This window comes from Pseudomonas sp. OTU5201, assembly GCF_038440135.1.
In the GTDB taxonomy this organism is placed as follows: Bacteria; Pseudomonadota; Gammaproteobacteria; order Pseudomonadales; family Pseudomonadaceae; genus Metapseudomonas; species Metapseudomonas resinovorans.
Map to the genome: position 1 here is coordinate 42,638 of NZ_JASATC010000029.1, position 15,728 is coordinate 58,365.

15 protein-coding genes are annotated in these 15,728 nt (G+C 61.7%); 8 read left to right on the plus strand and 7 right to left on the minus strand.

Features of this window, described 5'->3' with window-relative positions:
- Window positions 1-99: 99 nt before the first annotated feature.
- Complete coding sequence (gene uraH, locus AAHM40_RS18180) at window positions 100-453, minus strand: hydroxyisourate hydrolase (protein WP_028629749.1); 354 nt, start codon at window positions 451-453, stop codon at window positions 100-102.
- Between the two features lie 423 nt (window positions 454-876).
- Here uraH and puuE point away from each other — a divergent pair, with 423 nt between their 5' ends.
- From puuE to AAHM40_RS18210, 6 genes are all read left to right on the plus strand, one after another.
- Complete coding sequence (puuE, locus tag AAHM40_RS18185; protein ID WP_280283564.1) at window positions 877-1,806, plus strand: allantoinase PuuE; 930 nt, start codon at window positions 877-879, stop codon at window positions 1,804-1,806.
- Window positions 1,803-2,318: a 2-oxo-4-hydroxy-4-carboxy-5-ureidoimidazoline decarboxylase gene (gene uraD, locus AAHM40_RS18190; RefSeq protein WP_342245890.1), complete on the plus strand. Its 516-nt coding sequence runs from the start codon at window positions 1,803-1,805 to the stop codon at window positions 2,316-2,318. The genes puuE and uraD overlap by 4 nt, the downstream gene beginning before the upstream one ends.
- Window positions 2,319-2,480: 162 nt before the next feature.
- Window positions 2,481-2,984 carry an ureidoglycolate lyase gene (locus tag AAHM40_RS18195; RefSeq protein ID WP_028629746.1) on the plus strand — a complete coding sequence of 168 codons (504 nt, stop codon included), beginning with the start codon at window positions 2,481-2,483 and terminating at the stop codon, window positions 2,982-2,984.
- A 52-nt stretch (window positions 2,985-3,036) separates the two neighbouring features.
- On the plus strand, window positions 3,037-4,353 hold the full coding sequence (locus tag AAHM40_RS18200; RefSeq protein ID WP_342245891.1) for a urate hydroxylase PuuD: 1,317 nt from the start codon (window positions 3,037-3,039) through the stop codon (window positions 4,351-4,353).
- Window positions 4,354-4,571: 218 nt separating this feature from the next.
- Window positions 4,572-5,918, plus strand: a complete 1,347-nt coding sequence (locus tag AAHM40_RS18205; protein WP_280283567.1) for a nucleobase:cation symporter-2 family protein — start codon at window positions 4,572-4,574, stop codon at window positions 5,916-5,918.
- A 212-nt stretch (window positions 5,919-6,130) separates the two neighbouring features.
- A complete protein-coding gene (locus AAHM40_RS18210) occupies window positions 6,131-6,943 on the plus strand; it encodes a nucleoside-binding protein (protein WP_446731591.1) in 813 nt (270 codons plus the stop codon).
- Between the two features lie 252 nt (window positions 6,944-7,195).
- Here the strand turns inward: AAHM40_RS18210 and AAHM40_RS18215 are convergent, their stop codons facing one another.
- The 5 genes from AAHM40_RS18215 to moaA all read right to left on the minus strand — a co-directional run bounded on the left by AAHM40_RS18215 (window position 7,196) and on the right by moaA (window position 12,093).
- The gene (locus AAHM40_RS18215; protein ID WP_342245893.1) at window positions 7,196-8,005 is read right to left on the minus strand and encodes an outer membrane protein OmpK; all 810 of its coding nucleotides are present in this window, start codon (window positions 8,003-8,005) and stop codon (window positions 7,196-7,198) included.
- Between the two features lie 123 nt (window positions 8,006-8,128).
- The gene (locus AAHM40_RS18220; protein ID WP_342245894.1) at window positions 8,129-8,449 is read right to left on the minus strand and encodes a hypothetical protein; all 321 of its coding nucleotides are present in this window, start codon (window positions 8,447-8,449) and stop codon (window positions 8,129-8,131) included.
- Between the two features lie 236 nt (window positions 8,450-8,685).
- Window positions 8,686-9,504, minus strand: coding sequence for a substrate-binding periplasmic protein (locus tag AAHM40_RS18225; RefSeq protein WP_342245895.1), 819 nt, complete (start codon window positions 9,502-9,504; stop codon window positions 8,686-8,688).
- A 75-nt stretch (window positions 9,505-9,579) separates the two neighbouring features.
- A complete protein-coding gene (locus AAHM40_RS18230) occupies window positions 9,580-10,938 on the minus strand; it encodes an 8-oxoguanine deaminase (RefSeq protein ID WP_342245896.1) in 1,359 nt (452 codons plus the stop codon).
- 159 nt (window positions 10,939-11,097) lie between these two features.
- Window positions 11,098-12,093 (minus strand): GTP 3',8-cyclase MoaA, encoded by a 996-nt coding sequence (gene moaA / locus AAHM40_RS18235; RefSeq protein WP_342245897.1) that lies wholly within the window; start codon window positions 12,091-12,093, stop codon window positions 11,098-11,100.
- A 202-nt stretch (window positions 12,094-12,295) separates the two neighbouring features.
- On the opposite strand from moaA, the gene AAHM40_RS18240 reads away from it, so the two are divergent.
- Window positions 12,296-12,925, plus strand: coding sequence for a TetR/AcrR family transcriptional regulator (locus AAHM40_RS18240; RefSeq protein ID WP_342245898.1), 630 nt, complete (start codon window positions 12,296-12,298; stop codon window positions 12,923-12,925).
- A 219-nt stretch (window positions 12,926-13,144) separates the two neighbouring features.
- On the opposite strand, the gene AAHM40_RS18245 is transcribed toward AAHM40_RS18240, so the two are convergent.
- Entirely contained in the window at window positions 13,145-13,582 is a 438-nt protein-coding gene (locus AAHM40_RS18245; protein WP_028629737.1) for a GlcG/HbpS family heme-binding protein, read from the minus strand.
- Between the two features lie 361 nt (window positions 13,583-13,943).
- On the opposite strand from AAHM40_RS18245, the gene gcl reads away from it, so the two are divergent.
- Entirely contained in the window at window positions 13,944-15,719 is a 1,776-nt protein-coding gene (gene gcl / locus AAHM40_RS18250) for a glyoxylate carboligase (protein WP_028629736.1), read from the plus strand.
- Window positions 15,720-15,728: the final 9 nt, after the last annotated feature.

A 15,728-nucleotide genomic window follows, 5' to 3' on the forward strand; every position in this document is an offset into this window, starting at 1 on the left:
CCGGGCTTTTTTGTTAACACAGTCAGCACTTCCTGCAGACGAAAAAAAGCCCGCAGTGTGAACGGGCTAGAAAGACTCCAGTGAGTCGAGGGTAACGAACTAGCTACCGCGGTAAGTGGAGTAGCTGTAAGGGGAAATCAGCAGCGGCACGTGATAGTGGTCCTGCTCGGAGGAGATGCCGAAGCGCAGCACGACCACGTCGAGGAAAGCCGGCTCGGCCAGCTGAACGCCACGTGCGCGGTAGTAGTCACCCGCGTGGAAATGGATCTGGTAGACGCCGCTCTGGTAGTCGGCACCCTGCAGCAGAGGCGCATCGCAGCGGCCATCGTCATTGGTGGTGGTGGTGGCGACCAGCTCCAGACCCGCGTTTTCTACGCGATAGAGCTCGATCTTGATGTCACGGCCAGGGCAACCGTGGGCGGCATCCAGTACATGCGTGGTCAAACGTCCCATTGCTCGCTGGGCGTTCTTCGGGCCGATGCGCTGGCCGCGATCGAAACGCCACACCTCCTCTGCTTGTTCATATCGGTGCGTGGTCAGGGCTGAGGCCCCGGTACGGTGCGCAGAATAACATGCGCCCGAGAGAATGTAAGACATAAATAAGAAGAATTGTACACAATCACAACACCAAATCCCGCCAAGCCAGCGTTGCACCAAAGCCATTCTGGATTTACGCGTACCGTCCACCCAGCGGGCCTTACATCGAATCTACCTGACCATACGGGCAGGTTTCTTGCTAGATGCCTGGATAACGAATCAGGTGATATTTTGATTTACAAAACACAAGACAGTTTGTATACAATCACCACATCCACGATCGCGCACCATTCCCCAGGCTGTCGCTGATCGTCCAACAGACACGAAAGGAAGACTGCAGTGAGCGCTGAGTACCCACGCGACCTGATCGGTTACGGCAACAACCCTCCCCACCCGCATTGGCCGGGTGAGTCCCGCATCGCCCTGTCCTTTGTCCTGAATTACGAGGAAGGCGGCGAACGCAATGTGCTTCATGGCGACAAGGAGTCCGAAGCCTTCCTGTCCGAGATGGTGGCCGCCCAACCACTACAGGGCGCGCGCAACATGAGCATGGAGTCCCTCTACGAATACGGTAGCCGCGCCGGCGTCTGGCGCCTGCTAAACCTGTTCAAGCAGCACGACATCCCGCTGACCATCTTCGCCGTTGCCATGGCCGCACAGCGCCATCCGGACGCGATCCGTGCCATGGTCGAGGCCGGCCACGAGATCTGCAGCCACGGCTACCGCTGGATCGATTACCAGTACATGGACGAGGCCCAGGAGCGCGAGCATATGCTCGAAGCCATCCGCATCCTCACCGAACTGACCGGCGAACGCCCAGTGGGCTGGTACACCGGCCGCACCGGTCCGAACACTCGCCGCCTGGTGATGGAAGAAGGCGGGTTCCTGTATGACTCGGATACCTACGACGACGATCTGCCCTATTGGGATGCCGCCAGCACAGCTGAGAAACCGCACCTGGTCATCCCCTACACCCTCGACACCAACGACATGCGTTTCACCCAGGTGCAGGGCTTCAACAAAGGCGACGACTTCTTCGAATACCTCAAGGACGCCTTCGACGTGCTCTATGCCGAAGGCGCGGCTGGCGCGCCGAAGATGCTCTCCATCGGTATGCACTGCCGCCTGCTGGGCCGCCCGGCACGCCTCGCCTCCCTGGCACGCTTCATCGAATACGTTAAGGGCCATGAGAAAGTCTGGTTCGCCCGCCGCGCCGACATCGCCCGCCACTGGCACGCCACCCACCCTTTCAAAGAGCAAGCGAAATGAGCCGCTTCCAGACCCTGACCCCGTCCACCCTGTCCCGCGGTGCCTTCGTCAAGGCGTTCGCCGACATCTATGAACACTCGCCCTGGGTCGCCGAGAAAGCCTTCGACCTGGGCCAGGACGCCCACATCGACGACATCGACGGTCTGCACCAGCGCATGGCCGACCTGTTGCTCAGCGCCAGCCATGAAGCCCAGCTGGCACTGATCAATGCTCACCCGGACCTGGCCGGCAAGGCCGCCGTCCGCGGCGAGCTGACCGAAGCCAGCACCAGCGAACAGGCCGGTGCCGGTATCCACGAGTGCACGGCTGAAGAGTTCGCGCGCTTTACCGAACTGAACGACGCCTACAAGGCCAAGTTCGGGTTTCCTTTCATCATGGCGGTGAAAGGCAGTAACCGGCACCAGATCCTGTCGGCCTTCGAGGAGCGGATCCACAACACTCCTGAAGCCGAGTTCTCCAGGGCGCTGGCCGAGATCAACAAGATCGCGCTGTTCCGTCTGCAGCAGATGTAAGCCGCAGGCGCACCGCACCTATTCGAAACAAGGTGGACTGCGGTCCACCCATCGGCTCTCCAGCGGTACCGAGAGCTACGGGGGGAGGATGGAATGACCACCGCCCCCACCCGGCCCCTCCCCCCGGGGGATGGGAACCAGCAACGAACAAGTAGAACAGCCATGCGAACCCTGAAGATCGAGCCCCTGACCAAAGAAGCCTTCGCCCCCTTCGGAGATGTGATCGAAACCGAAGGCAGCGAGTACTTCATGATCAACAACGGCTCCACCCGCCGTTATCACAAGCTGGCAACGGTCGAGACCGCCCAGCCCGACGACAAGGCGATCATCAGCATCTTCAGTGCCGAATCCCTCGAGATGCCCTTGCGCATCCGCATGCTGGAACGACACCCGCAGGGCAGCCAGGCTTTCATTCCGCTGCTCGGCAATCCCTTTCTGGTCGTGGTCGCGCCACTTGGCGATGTACCTGTACCGGGTTTGGTCCGTGCCTTCATTTCCAATGGCAGGCAGGGCGTTAATTACCATCGCGGCGTCTGGCACCACCCGGTGCTGACGATCGAAAAGCGGGATGACTTCCTGGTGGTTGATCGCAGTGGTTCCGGCAACAACTGCGACGAGCATTACTTCACCGAGGACGAACAGCTCCTCCTCAACCCCCACCACTAATAAGAGAAGCCCAACGATCGGCGTGCCGGTCGGCGGGAAAGAGGTAACAACTGTGGAAGCACATTTGACCGAATGGCTGAACCTGGGCATTCGCTGGGTTCACATGATCACCGGTATCGCCTGGATCGGCGCATCCTTCTATTTCGTCTGGCTCGAGAACAACCTCAACCGCGCCAACCCGCGCGACGGTCTGTCGGGTGATCTCTGGGCCATCCACGGTGGCGGCATCTACCACCTGGAGAAATACAAGCTCGCCCCGCCAAAAATGCCCGACAACCTTCACTGGTTCAAATGGGAAGCCTATTTCACCTGGCTGTCAGGCGTCGCCCTGCTGACCGTGGTGTTCTACCTGAATCCAACCCTGTACCTGATCGCCCCCGGCGTGGATATCGCCCCGGCTGCCGCCGTCGCCATCGGCATCGGCTCGCTGGTCGCAGGCTGGTTCATCTACGACTTCCTCTGCGATTCGCCGCTGGGCAAGACCCCCGCCCTGCTCGGCCTGATCCTCTTCGTGCTGGTGATCGGCGCGGCCTGGGGCTTCACCCAGGTATTCAGCGGTCGTGGTGCCTACATTCATGTCGGCGCCCTGATCGGCACCATCATGGTGGGCAACGTGTTCCGCATCATCATGCCGGCGCAGCGCGCCCTGGTTAAGGCGATCGAAGAGAACCGCACCCCTGACCCGACCCTGCCGGCCAAGGGCCTGCTGCGTTCGCGCCACAACAACTACTTCACCCTGCCGGTGCTGTTCATCATGATCAGCAACCACTTCCCGAGCACGTACGGCAGCCAGTACAACTGGCTGATCCTGGCCGGGATCGCGGTGATCGCAGTGCTGGTGCGCCACTACTTCAACACCCGCCATGAGAGCAACAAGTTCGCCTGGACCCTCCCCGCCGGCGCCCTTGGCATGATCTGCCTGGCCTTCGTCACCGCGCCGAACTACAAGGCCGCCGAACCGAGCCTGGCCGTAGAACCTGCACACCAGGAGCATGCTGCTCCGGCAACCAGCACCAGCGCTGCCCCGGCCAGCGCCGAAAGCAAGCCGCAGGCTGCCGCCCCGGCGCAATCCGCTCAGGCCGCCCCGACCCAGGTCAGCGCCAGCGGCAATGACTTCGGCAAGGTCCACAGCGTGATTCAGGAACGCTGCACCGTCTGCCATTCCGCCAAGCCCACCAGCCCGATGTTCACCTCGGCACCGGGCGGCGTGATGCTCGACACCCCGCAGCAGATCCAGATGCTCGCACCGAAGATCCAGGCTCAGGCAGTCGCCAGCCAGATCATGCCGCTGGGCAACATCACCCAGATGACCCAGGAAGAGCGCGACCTGATCGGCCGCTGGATCGCACAAGGCGCGAAGACCAACTAAGCGTCGCCCCTGCAAGCAAGACCACGGCGGGTGGTGACCCCAAGCACCGCCCGCGCTTCAAGCCTGCCCCAGGCAGGCTTTTTTTCTTCCAGTAGTACCCGCAGTACCCCTGCCAGGTGTCACCCACCCGGCCAGCAACATGAATACCCGGCAAGCCGCACCCACGAAGTGCGGTACTGCCAAGCGACTTACAAGAACAAAAGCGCCCGAGGTGTTGCATGACCACTCCGACAGAGCGAGAGATCGCCCTTTCGCCCGCTGACCAGCGCCTGCCCCTGATGCAATTGCTGCTTGTCGGCTTCCAGCATGTCCTGCTTATGTACGGCGGCGCCGTTGCCGTACCCCTGATCGTCGGCCAGGCCGCCGGTCTTTCCCGTGAAGAAATCGCCTTCCTGATCAACGCCGACCTGCTGGTTGCCGGCATCGCCACCATTGTGCAATCCATCGGCATCGGCCCGGTGGGCATCCGCATGCCGGTGATGATGGGGGCCAGTTTCGCCGCCGTCGGCAGCATGGTCGTGATGGCCGGCATGCCCGGCGTCGGCATCCAGGGCATCTTCGGCGCCACTATTGCCGCCGGCTTCTTCGGCTTGCTGCTCGCCCCCTTCATGTCGCGCATCGTGCGCTTCTTCCCGCCGCTGGTGACCGGCACTGTGATCACCTCCATCGGCCTCACGCTCTTCCCGGTTGCGGTCAACTGGGCGGGCGGAGGCAACACGGCCACGCAGTTCGGCGGGCTGGAATACCTGTCCATCGCGGCCCTGGTACTGGGCACCATCCTGCTGGTGAACCGCTTCCTCAAGGGCTTCTGGGTGAATGTCTCGGTACTGGTCGGCATGGCGCTGGGCTATGCCCTGGCCGGCGCCTGCGGGATGGTCAACCTCGACGGCCTGGACGAAACGCCCTGGTTCCAGATCGTGGAACCCATGCACTTCGGCATGCCGAAGTTCGAGCTGGCCTCCGTGTTGTCCATGTGCCTGGTGGTGGTGATCATCTTCGTCGAGTCCACCGGCATGTTCCTGGCCCTGGGCAAGATCACCGGCCGCGAGGTCTGCCCCAATGCCCTTCGTCGGGGCCTGATGTGCGACGCTGGCGCGTCCTTCCTGGCCGGCTTCTTCAACACCTTCACCCATTCGTCCTTCGCCCAGAACATCGGCCTGGTGCAGATGACCGGCGTGCGCAGCCGCTACGTGACGGTCGCAGCGGGCGCCTTCCTCATTGGCCTCAGCCTGCTCCCGAAGGCCGCCTTCCTGGTAGCCTCGATCCCGCCGGCGGTGCTGGGCGGCGCGGGCCTGGCGATGTTCGGCATGGTGGCAGCCACCGGCATCAAGATCCTTCACGAGGCCGACATCGGCGATCGCCGCAACCAGTTGCTGGTCGCCGTGAGCATGGGCATGGGCATGGCACCGGTCGTACGCCCCGAACTCTTCGCACAGCTCCCCCACTGGATGGAGCCCATCACCCACAGCGGCATCGCCATGGCCACCGTTAGCGCCCTCACCCTGAATCTGCTGTTCAACATTCTCGGGGAGAAGGATCGCAGCCGGCAGTGCGTCGCCCACTGACCTGAAGTTGCTCCCATCCGGCCGTTCCCATGAGGTGCAGCCGGACTTCAACAGCCCGCTTACCCGGCGGGCTCTTTTAACCTCCGAACCCTATGACGGCCGCCTTCGCGCGCTGCCGTTGAGGGGAAGGCTTTTCCGCTTTCAGCTCAACAACAAAAAGAAGGAGTACCCGAATGCGTCGTTACACCAGTCTGGCGCTTGGCGCCGCCTTGATGGCCGCGGGCCAAACCGGCTTCGCCACGGAGGACGGCAAGTTCTTCGAGTGGATGAACAACAGCGTCGGCTTCCGCTACGGCCAGCAGTTCACCAATCCGAACAACCCGAACAAGTTTGCGAAGCGGGCCTACAGCTTCACCCATGCCGATGGCTACCGGTACGGCAGCAACTTCTTCAACCTCGATGTATTCCTCTCCGACAGTCGCGACCCGCGCAAGGGCACCGATCACGGAGGCAGCGAGGTCTACGCGATCTACCGCCATCAACTGTTTGCCTCACGGGTATTCGACCAACCGTTGGGGACCGGCCTGATCAAGGACTACGCCTTCACCTTCGGCTTCGACGCCAGCCGCAACAACAACCTGGCCTCGGCCAAGAAGCGCGCCCTGGTGTTCGGCCCGACCCTGAAGTTCAACGGTGCCGGCGTGCTCGACCTGAGCCTGATGTACTACCGGGAGAAGAACCACTCGGGCATCCCCACCGCCAAGCATCCGAACCACACCTTCGACGCCACGTACATGGTCAACCTGACCTGGCTCAAGCCCTTCCAGCTCGGCGAGCACGACGCCAAGTTCCAGGGTTTCGTCAACTATGTCGGTGAGAAGGGCGAGGACTACTTCGACAAGGACACCGCACCGGAAACCCTGATGCGCACATCGCTCATGGTCGCAGCCATGCCGGGCGCCAAGCGCAAGCCGAACCTGTGGTTGGGCGTCGGCTACGAGTATTGGCACAACAAATTCGGCGTCGACGGCGGCCGTGGTAGCCGCACCTCGACGCCGACGGTGAACCTGGAATTCACCTTCTGAACCGAGTCTCGCCGAAAGGCGTTCATTCCCCTTTGCGACCCGGAGGGAGGCCGATCGCCGAGACAGCCGATTGATTCGAGACGAGCCGTACAGCGGCTCCCGGCCCGTTACACCGGGAAATCCGCAGGCCCGAATCGCCATCGATGCAGCTCCCTCTTTGCAGCGAAAGGCTTGTGCCATGGATTGGCTCTCCTCCCCTTTCAACCGTGGGGATGGCGCATTGCGCCTCCCCCGGTCTTTTTTCCTGATGAATCAGAAGTGCACTTTGACCAGCAGGCTGGCGGTGTTCTGGTCGGTGCCATCGAGGATCACGTCACCCAGGAAGCTGTCGTTGTCGATACCGTACTTGTCCTTCCAGTAGTCGTATTCGAAACCGACGTAGAGCTGCTTTTCACCCCAGCCCATGGCCTTGCCCAGGTCGTACTTCACCTGCGGGTTGAAGTGCAGGTTGGCGTGGTAGGTGCCGCGGCTGTTCTCGTCGTTGTCCACCACCCAGTCCATGAAGCCATCGATCAGGATGTCGGAATTGCCCACGGGAATGGTGTAGCTCCACACCGGGGTGATCTGCCAGACGTTGTCACCCGGACGGCTGCCGTCTGTGGTGCGGTTGTAGAAGTTGACCTGGAAGAAGTCGAAGCCAGGAATGGCCAGGTCGAAGCCCGGGCCGATCAGGTAGGACTCGACATCCCCTTCACCGAACTCGTAGGTCATGGCCAGCAGTACGTCGGTAACCGGACCGAACTGGATCTTCTGGTCGAAGATCTTGCCCAGCGACAGTCGCGGCTGGAATTCACCGTAATAGGTGTTGTCGCCAACGAGGTCGTCCTTGTCACCGTTGTAGTAGATCTTGTCGAGGAAGAAGAAGTTATCGCCGTACTTCCAGCCATCCGCGTGCTCGAAGGTCACCGTCTGCTGGATCTCCGGGTTGATCTTGAAGTTCTGGCCGTAGAGGTAGCTCAGGCTGTTGTTCTGCCAGAACAGCAGGTCACCGGCGATCGCCTGGCCGCCACCAAGCAATCCGGTCGTGAGGGCAAGGCAGTGCGGCAGATACTTGGCATTCATGGTTTTTTCCTTGTTGTAGTGGGTTTCAGGTTTTTCCGCCCCGCGCCCACCCAAAGACCGCCCCGGGCATCAGGGCAGGCTGCGGGCAGGTTCGGGATTGGTGGGGGTTGCGCGCGCCGAGCGTCAGCCGGTCAGTTCGAGGCTGGGGTGGCGGGCGGGGCTGGACGGGCTGTCTTCAGCGTTGCGCTGTTCGGCTGCGTCCGGGGCGTTCCGCTGGACCTCGCTCATCGAGGCCAGGGGTTCGAGTACGTCTGCGCTTGCGTCTGTAAGGACGAGGCCGGGCAGTCCGAGCAGGCCGCCAACAATCAGCGTCGACGCAGCAATGCCGGAGAAGCAGGCAGATAGTCGGCCGATAGCTGTGAAGCGGGAGTACCTCGTCCCTGGGCGATCCTCCAGGTAGTGACAGAGGTCGGAGCGAACCCCGGAAATGTCGGATGAACTCATGGGTAAAGCCTGCCTATTGTTCTTGTCGGTCGTTGGCTTACACGGGTGCCGATGAACACCCCATGTAGTTACTTCATCAGAAAAAGCTGATCTTGAGGTCAGGATTTTCCGAATTATATACACGCGGCGAACGTCACAAACAACACTTTCTTTCAGAATTGTGTACAAAACAGCTTGAAGAACTAACCAAACAGCCTTCCGAGCGTTCTGCCGCGGCACTTCCAGGCGAATTGCAGTCAGGGGTTTTCCTTGTCTTTCTGGCGTTTCAAGAAGTCGATCTTCCACTGCTCCATGCCGAGGTATTCGGAGTCCAGGTTGGACTCCACCTGGTAGCGCGCCTTGAGCGCATCGACTGCCTGCCGGTGCTCAGTGAGGAAGCGATCAAAGCGCGCTATCAGCTCCGGATACCTGAGGCTGGAGAGATTGAAGGTTCCACGGGTGTGGGGCAGGTTCGGATCGAACACCAGGGCACCGGGGCGTGCACGGATGTTGTCCAGGTAGTAGGTGGCGACCACGACGTTGTAGTAGGCACCGTCCGCCTGCTGCTTCATTGCCTGCTTGATCATCTGGCCCAGATCGGCGCTGCGCACCACCTGGGTCTGACCGCCATCGATACGGTCCTGGTAGGTCCAGGGCGTCCAGCCATCGACCACCGCCAGCCTCGCCAACTGATCGATTCCCTTGCCCTGCCGCTTGGGCGCCACCAGCACACCGTCAACGTACTGCACCACCGGCAAGCTGTAGGCGATGTCCTTGTTGCCCTTCAGCTCACTGGCCCACTTGGCGTTATCCGGGTACTTGAAGTCGATGCTGCCATTGAGCAGGTGCTGAGTGAGTTGATTGACCGGCAGTGCCTGGTACTGAATGTCCAGCCCGGCTTCGCGCGCGAACAAGTCGAGCACATCACGGGCAAAGCCCTGGTACTCGCCCTGATCGCTGATCCAATAGTGGGGTTGAAAGGACTGCTTTTCGACACCTATTACGTAGGTCTGCGCCAAGGCGCCATTCGCGGACAACAGGCCGGCAGCCAGCCAGCCGAAAACCTGAGGTTTCATGACCTTCTCCTTGTTCTCATGTGGGCACGAACAGAAAAGGGACGCAGCACCCGGCCACGCCCCCATCAGGACGATTTACTCGCCCAGTACCAGTTGCCGCGCCAGTTGGTTGTGGCGTTCCAGCACACGCGGCAGGTCGACGGTGACCAGTTGGCCGTCGCGTACCACGACCTTGCCGTTGATCACGCTGGTGGAAACCTGGGTCGGCGTGCAGAACACCAACGCCGCGAGCGGATCATGGAGGGCGCCGGCGTAAGCGATATGGTTGAGGTCGAAGGCGACGAAGTCGGCCGCCATGCCCGGCGCAAGCGCGCCGATGTCGTCGCGATTGAGCACTTTGGCGCCACCCAGAGTGGCAATTTCGAGCGCCTCGCGGGCGGTCATGGCGTCGGGGCCGAAACCAACCCGTTGCAGCAGCAGTGCCTGACGCACTTCACCGATCATGGTGGCACCATCGTTGGACGCAGAACCGTCCACGCCCAGGCCGACCGGCACACCGGCATCGCGCATGCGACGAACCGGCGCGATACCCGAGGCCAGGCGCATGTTCGAGCAAGGACAGTGCGCAACGCCCGTGCCGGTGCGGGCGAAAAGCTCGATGCCATGCTCGTCGAGTTGTACGCAGTGGGCGTGCCAGACATCGTGGCCGACCCACCCCAGGTCTTCGGCATACTCAGCCGGCGTCATGCCGAACTTCTCCCGGCTGTAGGCAATGTCGTTGACGTTTTCGGCCAGGTGGGTGTGCAGCGATACGCCGTACTGGCGCGCCAGCACAGCGGCCTCGCGCATCAGGTCGCGGCTCACCGAGAACGGCGAGCACGGCGCCACCACCACCCGCAGCATCGAGCCATGGGACGCATCGTGGTAGTCCTCGATCAGGCGCTGGGACTCCTTGAGAATGTCAGCTTCCTTCTCCACCACCGAATCCGGCGGCAGGCCGCCCTGGCTGCGGCCAACGCTCATGCTGCCGCGCGCGGCATGGAAGCGCATACCGATCTCGCCGGCGGCGTGAATGCTGTCATCCAGCTTGCAGCCGTTAGGGTAGATGTAGAGATGGTCGCTGGAGGTGGTGCAGCCGGAAAGAATCAACTCGGCCATGGCGGTCTGGGTCGAGACGCCAATCATCTCTGGGGTCAACCGCGCCCAGATTGGATAGAGGTTGGTCAGCCAGTTGAACAACTCGCCGTCCTGGGCGGCTGGCACCACTCGCGTCAGGCTCTGGTACATGTGGTGGTGGGTATTGACCAGGCCAGGAATGACGACCTTGCCCTTCATATCCAGCACTTCGTCGGCGGCCTGAGGCAGCTCACTGCTCGGCCCGACCTGAACGATGCGATTGTCCTCGATGAACATCCCGCCCTGCCGGATCTCCCGGCGCTGGCCGTCCATGGTCACCAGTAGGTCAGCGTTCTTTACCAGTAGCGTCTTGCCCATGCGTGTTCTCCTTCGCCCTAGCGGGCGCTCTTGTTATCAGGATCTGATCAGAAAGGAATCGAGGCCCCTGGGGCACCCTGGCAAGGCACTTCATCGAACACAGCAGGTTTCCTGCGGCGAGCTGAAGCCACGCAGCCAGGGCTGATCCAGGGAACCCGATCAGCCGCCGGTCATGCTCATGAAGCGCACCACTTGCACCTGCTGGTCCGCTTCGAAGAAATGCCGCTCGGGCTTGAGCCTGAGCGCCTCGATCAGCGCCGCCCGCAGCCGTTGGTGGTCACCGGGATGCCGCCGGATCAGCGACTTGAGGTCCAGCGCGCCTTCGTGGCCAAGGCAGAGCACCAGTTTGCCTTCGGCGGTGACGCGCACCCGATTGCAGTCGCCGCAGAAGTTGCGGCTATGGGGGGAAATGAAACCGACCTGGGTGCCGCTGCCGACCACCTGGTAGTAGCGCGACGGCCCGCCCGTGCGATAGCTGCTGGGCAGCAACTCGAAGCGTTGCTCCACCCGCTCGCGCACATCGTCCGAAGTACACAACGTGACCTTGCGCTCGTGACTGGAAACGCTGCCCAGCGGCATTTCCTCGATGAAACTGATGTCCAGGCCGCGTTCCACAGCGAAGGCCACCAAGTCCTGGACTTCATCGTCGTTACGGCCTTTCTGCACGACAGTATTGAGTTTGATGCGACGAAAGCCTGCTGCGCGAGCCGCGTCGATTCCGGCCAGTACCTGCTCCAGGCGGTCACGGCGGGTGAAGGCGGCGAAGCGTTCGCGCTTCAGGGAATCGAGGCTGATGTTCAGGCGAGTGACCCCAGCCCGGCGCAAGTCGGCAGCCATCTGCCCGAGCTGGGAACCGTTGCTGGTGATGGCCAGGTCTTCCAGTTCCTCACGGGCGCCCAGACGCGCCAACAACGAGGTGAGACCCTTGCGCACCAACGGCTCGCCACCGGTGATGCGGATGCGCGAAACCCCGAGGCCAATGAACGCATCGGCGACGGCATAGAGCTCTTCGAGGCTGAGAATCTGCGCGCGGGGAGCGAAGACCATGTCCTCGCTCATGCAATAGGTGCAACGAAAGTCGCAACGGTCAGTGACCGAGAGGCGCAGATAGGAAATTCGACGCCCGAAGGGGTCGAGCAAGTGGTTGTCTTGCATGGGGTGAAGTCTGCCGCAACACGCACCGGACAGGGCTCCGGTGAAATGGACGGATGCCGAATGTAAACAGAAGATATGAATTTTGTATACAGGAAATTCATCCAGTGTCTCGCTTGAGGGCCTCGCAAAGCGGGTGATAACATGCCCGACCTCTCGCCGGCCGGCCTTCCTGGCGCCCGGGCGAGCCAAAAAAGGAGCCGATGTGAGCAGTATTCGCGAGCGCAACAGAGACCTGATCCTGCGCGCGGCCAGCGAGGAATTCGCCGACAAAGGATTCGCCGCCACCAAGACGAGCGACATCGCGGCCAAGGCCGGCCTGCCCAAGCCCAACGTCTATTACTACTTCAAGTCGAAAGAGAACCTCTACCGCGAGGTGCTCGAGAGCATCGTCGAGCCGCTTTTGCAGGCGTCAGCGCCGTTCAACCAGACCGGCCACCCCTTCGAGGTGCTAACCGCCTACATTCGCTCTAAGATCCGCATCTCCCGCGACCTCCCTTACGCCTCCAAGGTCTTCGCCAGCGAGATCATGCACGGTGCACCACACCTCTCGCCCGAACAGACCGAGCAGCTCAACCTGCAGGCCAAACACAACATCGAATGCATCCAGCGCTGGATCGACCAGGGCCTGATGGCCAAGATCGACCCTCATCACCTGCTGTTCAGCATCTGGGCCGCGACCCAGACCTACGCTGACTTCGATTGGCAGATATCTACTGTTACCGGCAAATCCAGCCTCAGTGATGCCGACTACGATGCCGCCGCGGAAACCATCATCCGCCTGGTGATCAAGGGCTGCGAGGTCGAGGAAAAGGTTAAGGCCAAGAGCGCCTGATACCTCGAAACCCTGTAGGGTCGAATTCATTCGCCAAGGGCTGCGCAGCGGCCCCCTATCCTTCCCTTGCCGACATCCTGACAATCCTGCGGGTTGTTATCGCGAATAAATTCGCTCCCACAAAAAGCATTTCGCCCCCACAGGGTAGGTGCCGCTTGGCACCCGCCCTGTGGGGGCGAATTCATTCGCTGAGGGCTGAGCAGCAGCCCCTGTCTCGTATCAGGCCGCGCCTGCGTCCGCCTGCAGACCCAACGCCTCCACCGCACTCACCGCACACTGCTCATCGATATCCGAAGTATCACCGCTGATGCCGATGGCGCCGATAACGGCCCCCTGACCATCGCGGATCAGCACGCCACCTGGCGCCGGTACAAGATTGCCGTCGGCGAGGTTGTTCACCGCACCAATGAAGGCTGGGCGCTGCTGGGCGTCAGCGGCGATCAGGCGCGACCCCTTACCCAGCGCCACGGCGCCCCAGGCTTTACCGATGGCGATCTGCGGGCGAAGCATGCTGGCGCCATCCTCGCGCTGCAGGGTGATCAAGTGCCCGCCGGCATCCAGCACAGCGATGGTCAGCGGCGCAGTACGCAGCTCCCGACCAACGGCTAGGGCGTGATTGGAAATGCTCACAGCGGTTTCCAGGGTCAGAGTGGTCATTTTCAAGCGTTCCTCGTGAGTGGTTGAACCTTGTGCGGCGTCGTCCGGGCCAGGGCTGGCGCACTCCTGGGGCCACGCGGGCATTTTCCAGCCCGTCCTGCGACGCATCCGAAAGCTGTAGCCCACTATCCCATCGAACACAAAAAAATCAACACATAGATACAATCATATTATTTTTTGTATACAGTATTTCCGTCTGCGCTTTGAGTCTCCATGGTGAGGCCCGTGAAACGGGTGTTTTAAAAGAGTCACCACCCTGCGACCTTTAGCCTCACAAATAGCCTTGACCCTTCAGTCAGGTGCTGAATAGAATCCAGTCACGTAGCTTGTATACAATTTTCACAAGAAAGAGGCACAAAACATGGCCAAAATGAGAGCAATCGAGGCTGCCGTCCTGGTGATGCGCCGCGAAGGCATCGACACCGCGTTCGGCATTCCCGGCGCCGCCATCAACCCGCTGTACGCGGCCCTGAACAAGATCGGCGGCATTGACCATGTACTGGCCCGTCACGTCGAAGGCGCCTCGCACATGGCTGAGGGTTACACCCGCACCAACGCGGGCAACATCGGCGTCTGCATCGGCACTTCCGGCCCCGCCGGCACCGACATGGTCACCGGCCTGTACTCGGCATCCGCCGACTCCATCCCAATCCTCTGCATCACGGGCCAGGCTCCGCGTGCTCGTCTGCACAAGGAAGACTTCCAGGCCGTCGACATCACCAGCATCGTCAAGCCGGTCACCAAGTGGGCGACCACCGTTCTGGAACCGGGCCAGGTGCCTTACGCCTTCCAGAAAGCCTTCTTCGAGATGCGCAGCGGCCGTCCCGGCCCGGTGCTGATCGACCTGCCGTTCGACGTGCAGATGGCTGAAATCGAGTTCGACATCGACGCCTATCAGCCCCTGTCGGTCAACAAGCCGGCGGCCAGCCGTATCCAGGCCGAGAAGGCCCTGGCAATGCTGAACGACGCCGAGCGTCCGCTGCTGGTAGCCGGTGGCGGCATCATCAACGCCGACGCGTCGGACAAACTGGTCGAGTTCGCCGAGCTGACCGGTGTTCCGGTAATCCCGACCCTGATGGGCTGGGGCACCATTCCCGATGACCACCCGCTGATGGCGGGCATGTGCGGCCTGCAGACCTCGCACCGTTACGGCAACGCCACCGTGCTGGAATCCGACCTGGTATTCGGCATCGGCAACCGCTGGGCCAACCGCCACACGGGTTCCGTCGACGTTTACACCCAGGGCCGCCGCTTCATCCACGTGGATATCGAACCGACCCAGATCGGCCGTGTATTCACCCCGGATCTGGGCATCGTTTCCGACGCTGGCTCTGCACTGGACGCATTCCTCGAAGTCGCCCGCGAGTGGAAAGCCGCCGGCAAGCTGAAAGATCGCAGCGCCTGGGTCGAATCCTGCCGCGAGCGCAAGCGCACCCTGCAGCGCAAGACCCACTTCGACAACGTGCCGGTCAAACCGCAGCGCGTGTACGAAGAAATGAACGAGTTCTTCGGCAAGGACACCTGCTACGTCAGCACCATCGGCCTTTCGCAGATCGCCGGCGCACAGTTCCTGCACGTCTACAAGCCGCGCCACTGGATCAACTGCGGACAGGCGGGCCCGCTGGGCTGGACCGTTCCGGCAGCCCTGGGCGTGGTCAAGGCCGACCCGACCCGTCCGGTCGTGGCACTGTCCGGCGACTATGACTTCCAGTTCATGATCGAAGAGCTGGCCGTGGGCGCGCAGTTCAACCTGCCCTACATCCACGTACTGGTGAACAACTCCTACCTGGGCCTGATCCGCCAGGCGCAGCGCGGCTTCGAGATCGACTTCTGCGTGCAGCTGTCCTTCGAGAACATCAACGCACCGGAACTCAACGGCTACGGCGTGGACCACGTCGCAGTGGTCGAGGGCCTGGGCTGCAAAGCGATCCGCGTGTTTGACGCCAACGACCTGCAGGCCGCTTTCGCCAAGGCCAAGCAACTGATGGAAGAGTTCCGCGTGCCGGTCGTGGTCGAGGTCATCCTGGAGCGCGTCACCAACATCTCCATGGGTACCGAGATCAACGCCATCAACGAGTTCGAGGAACTGGCCCAGCGCGGCGTCGACGCCCCGACCGCCATCTCGCTGCTGGATTGATCGCTCTGA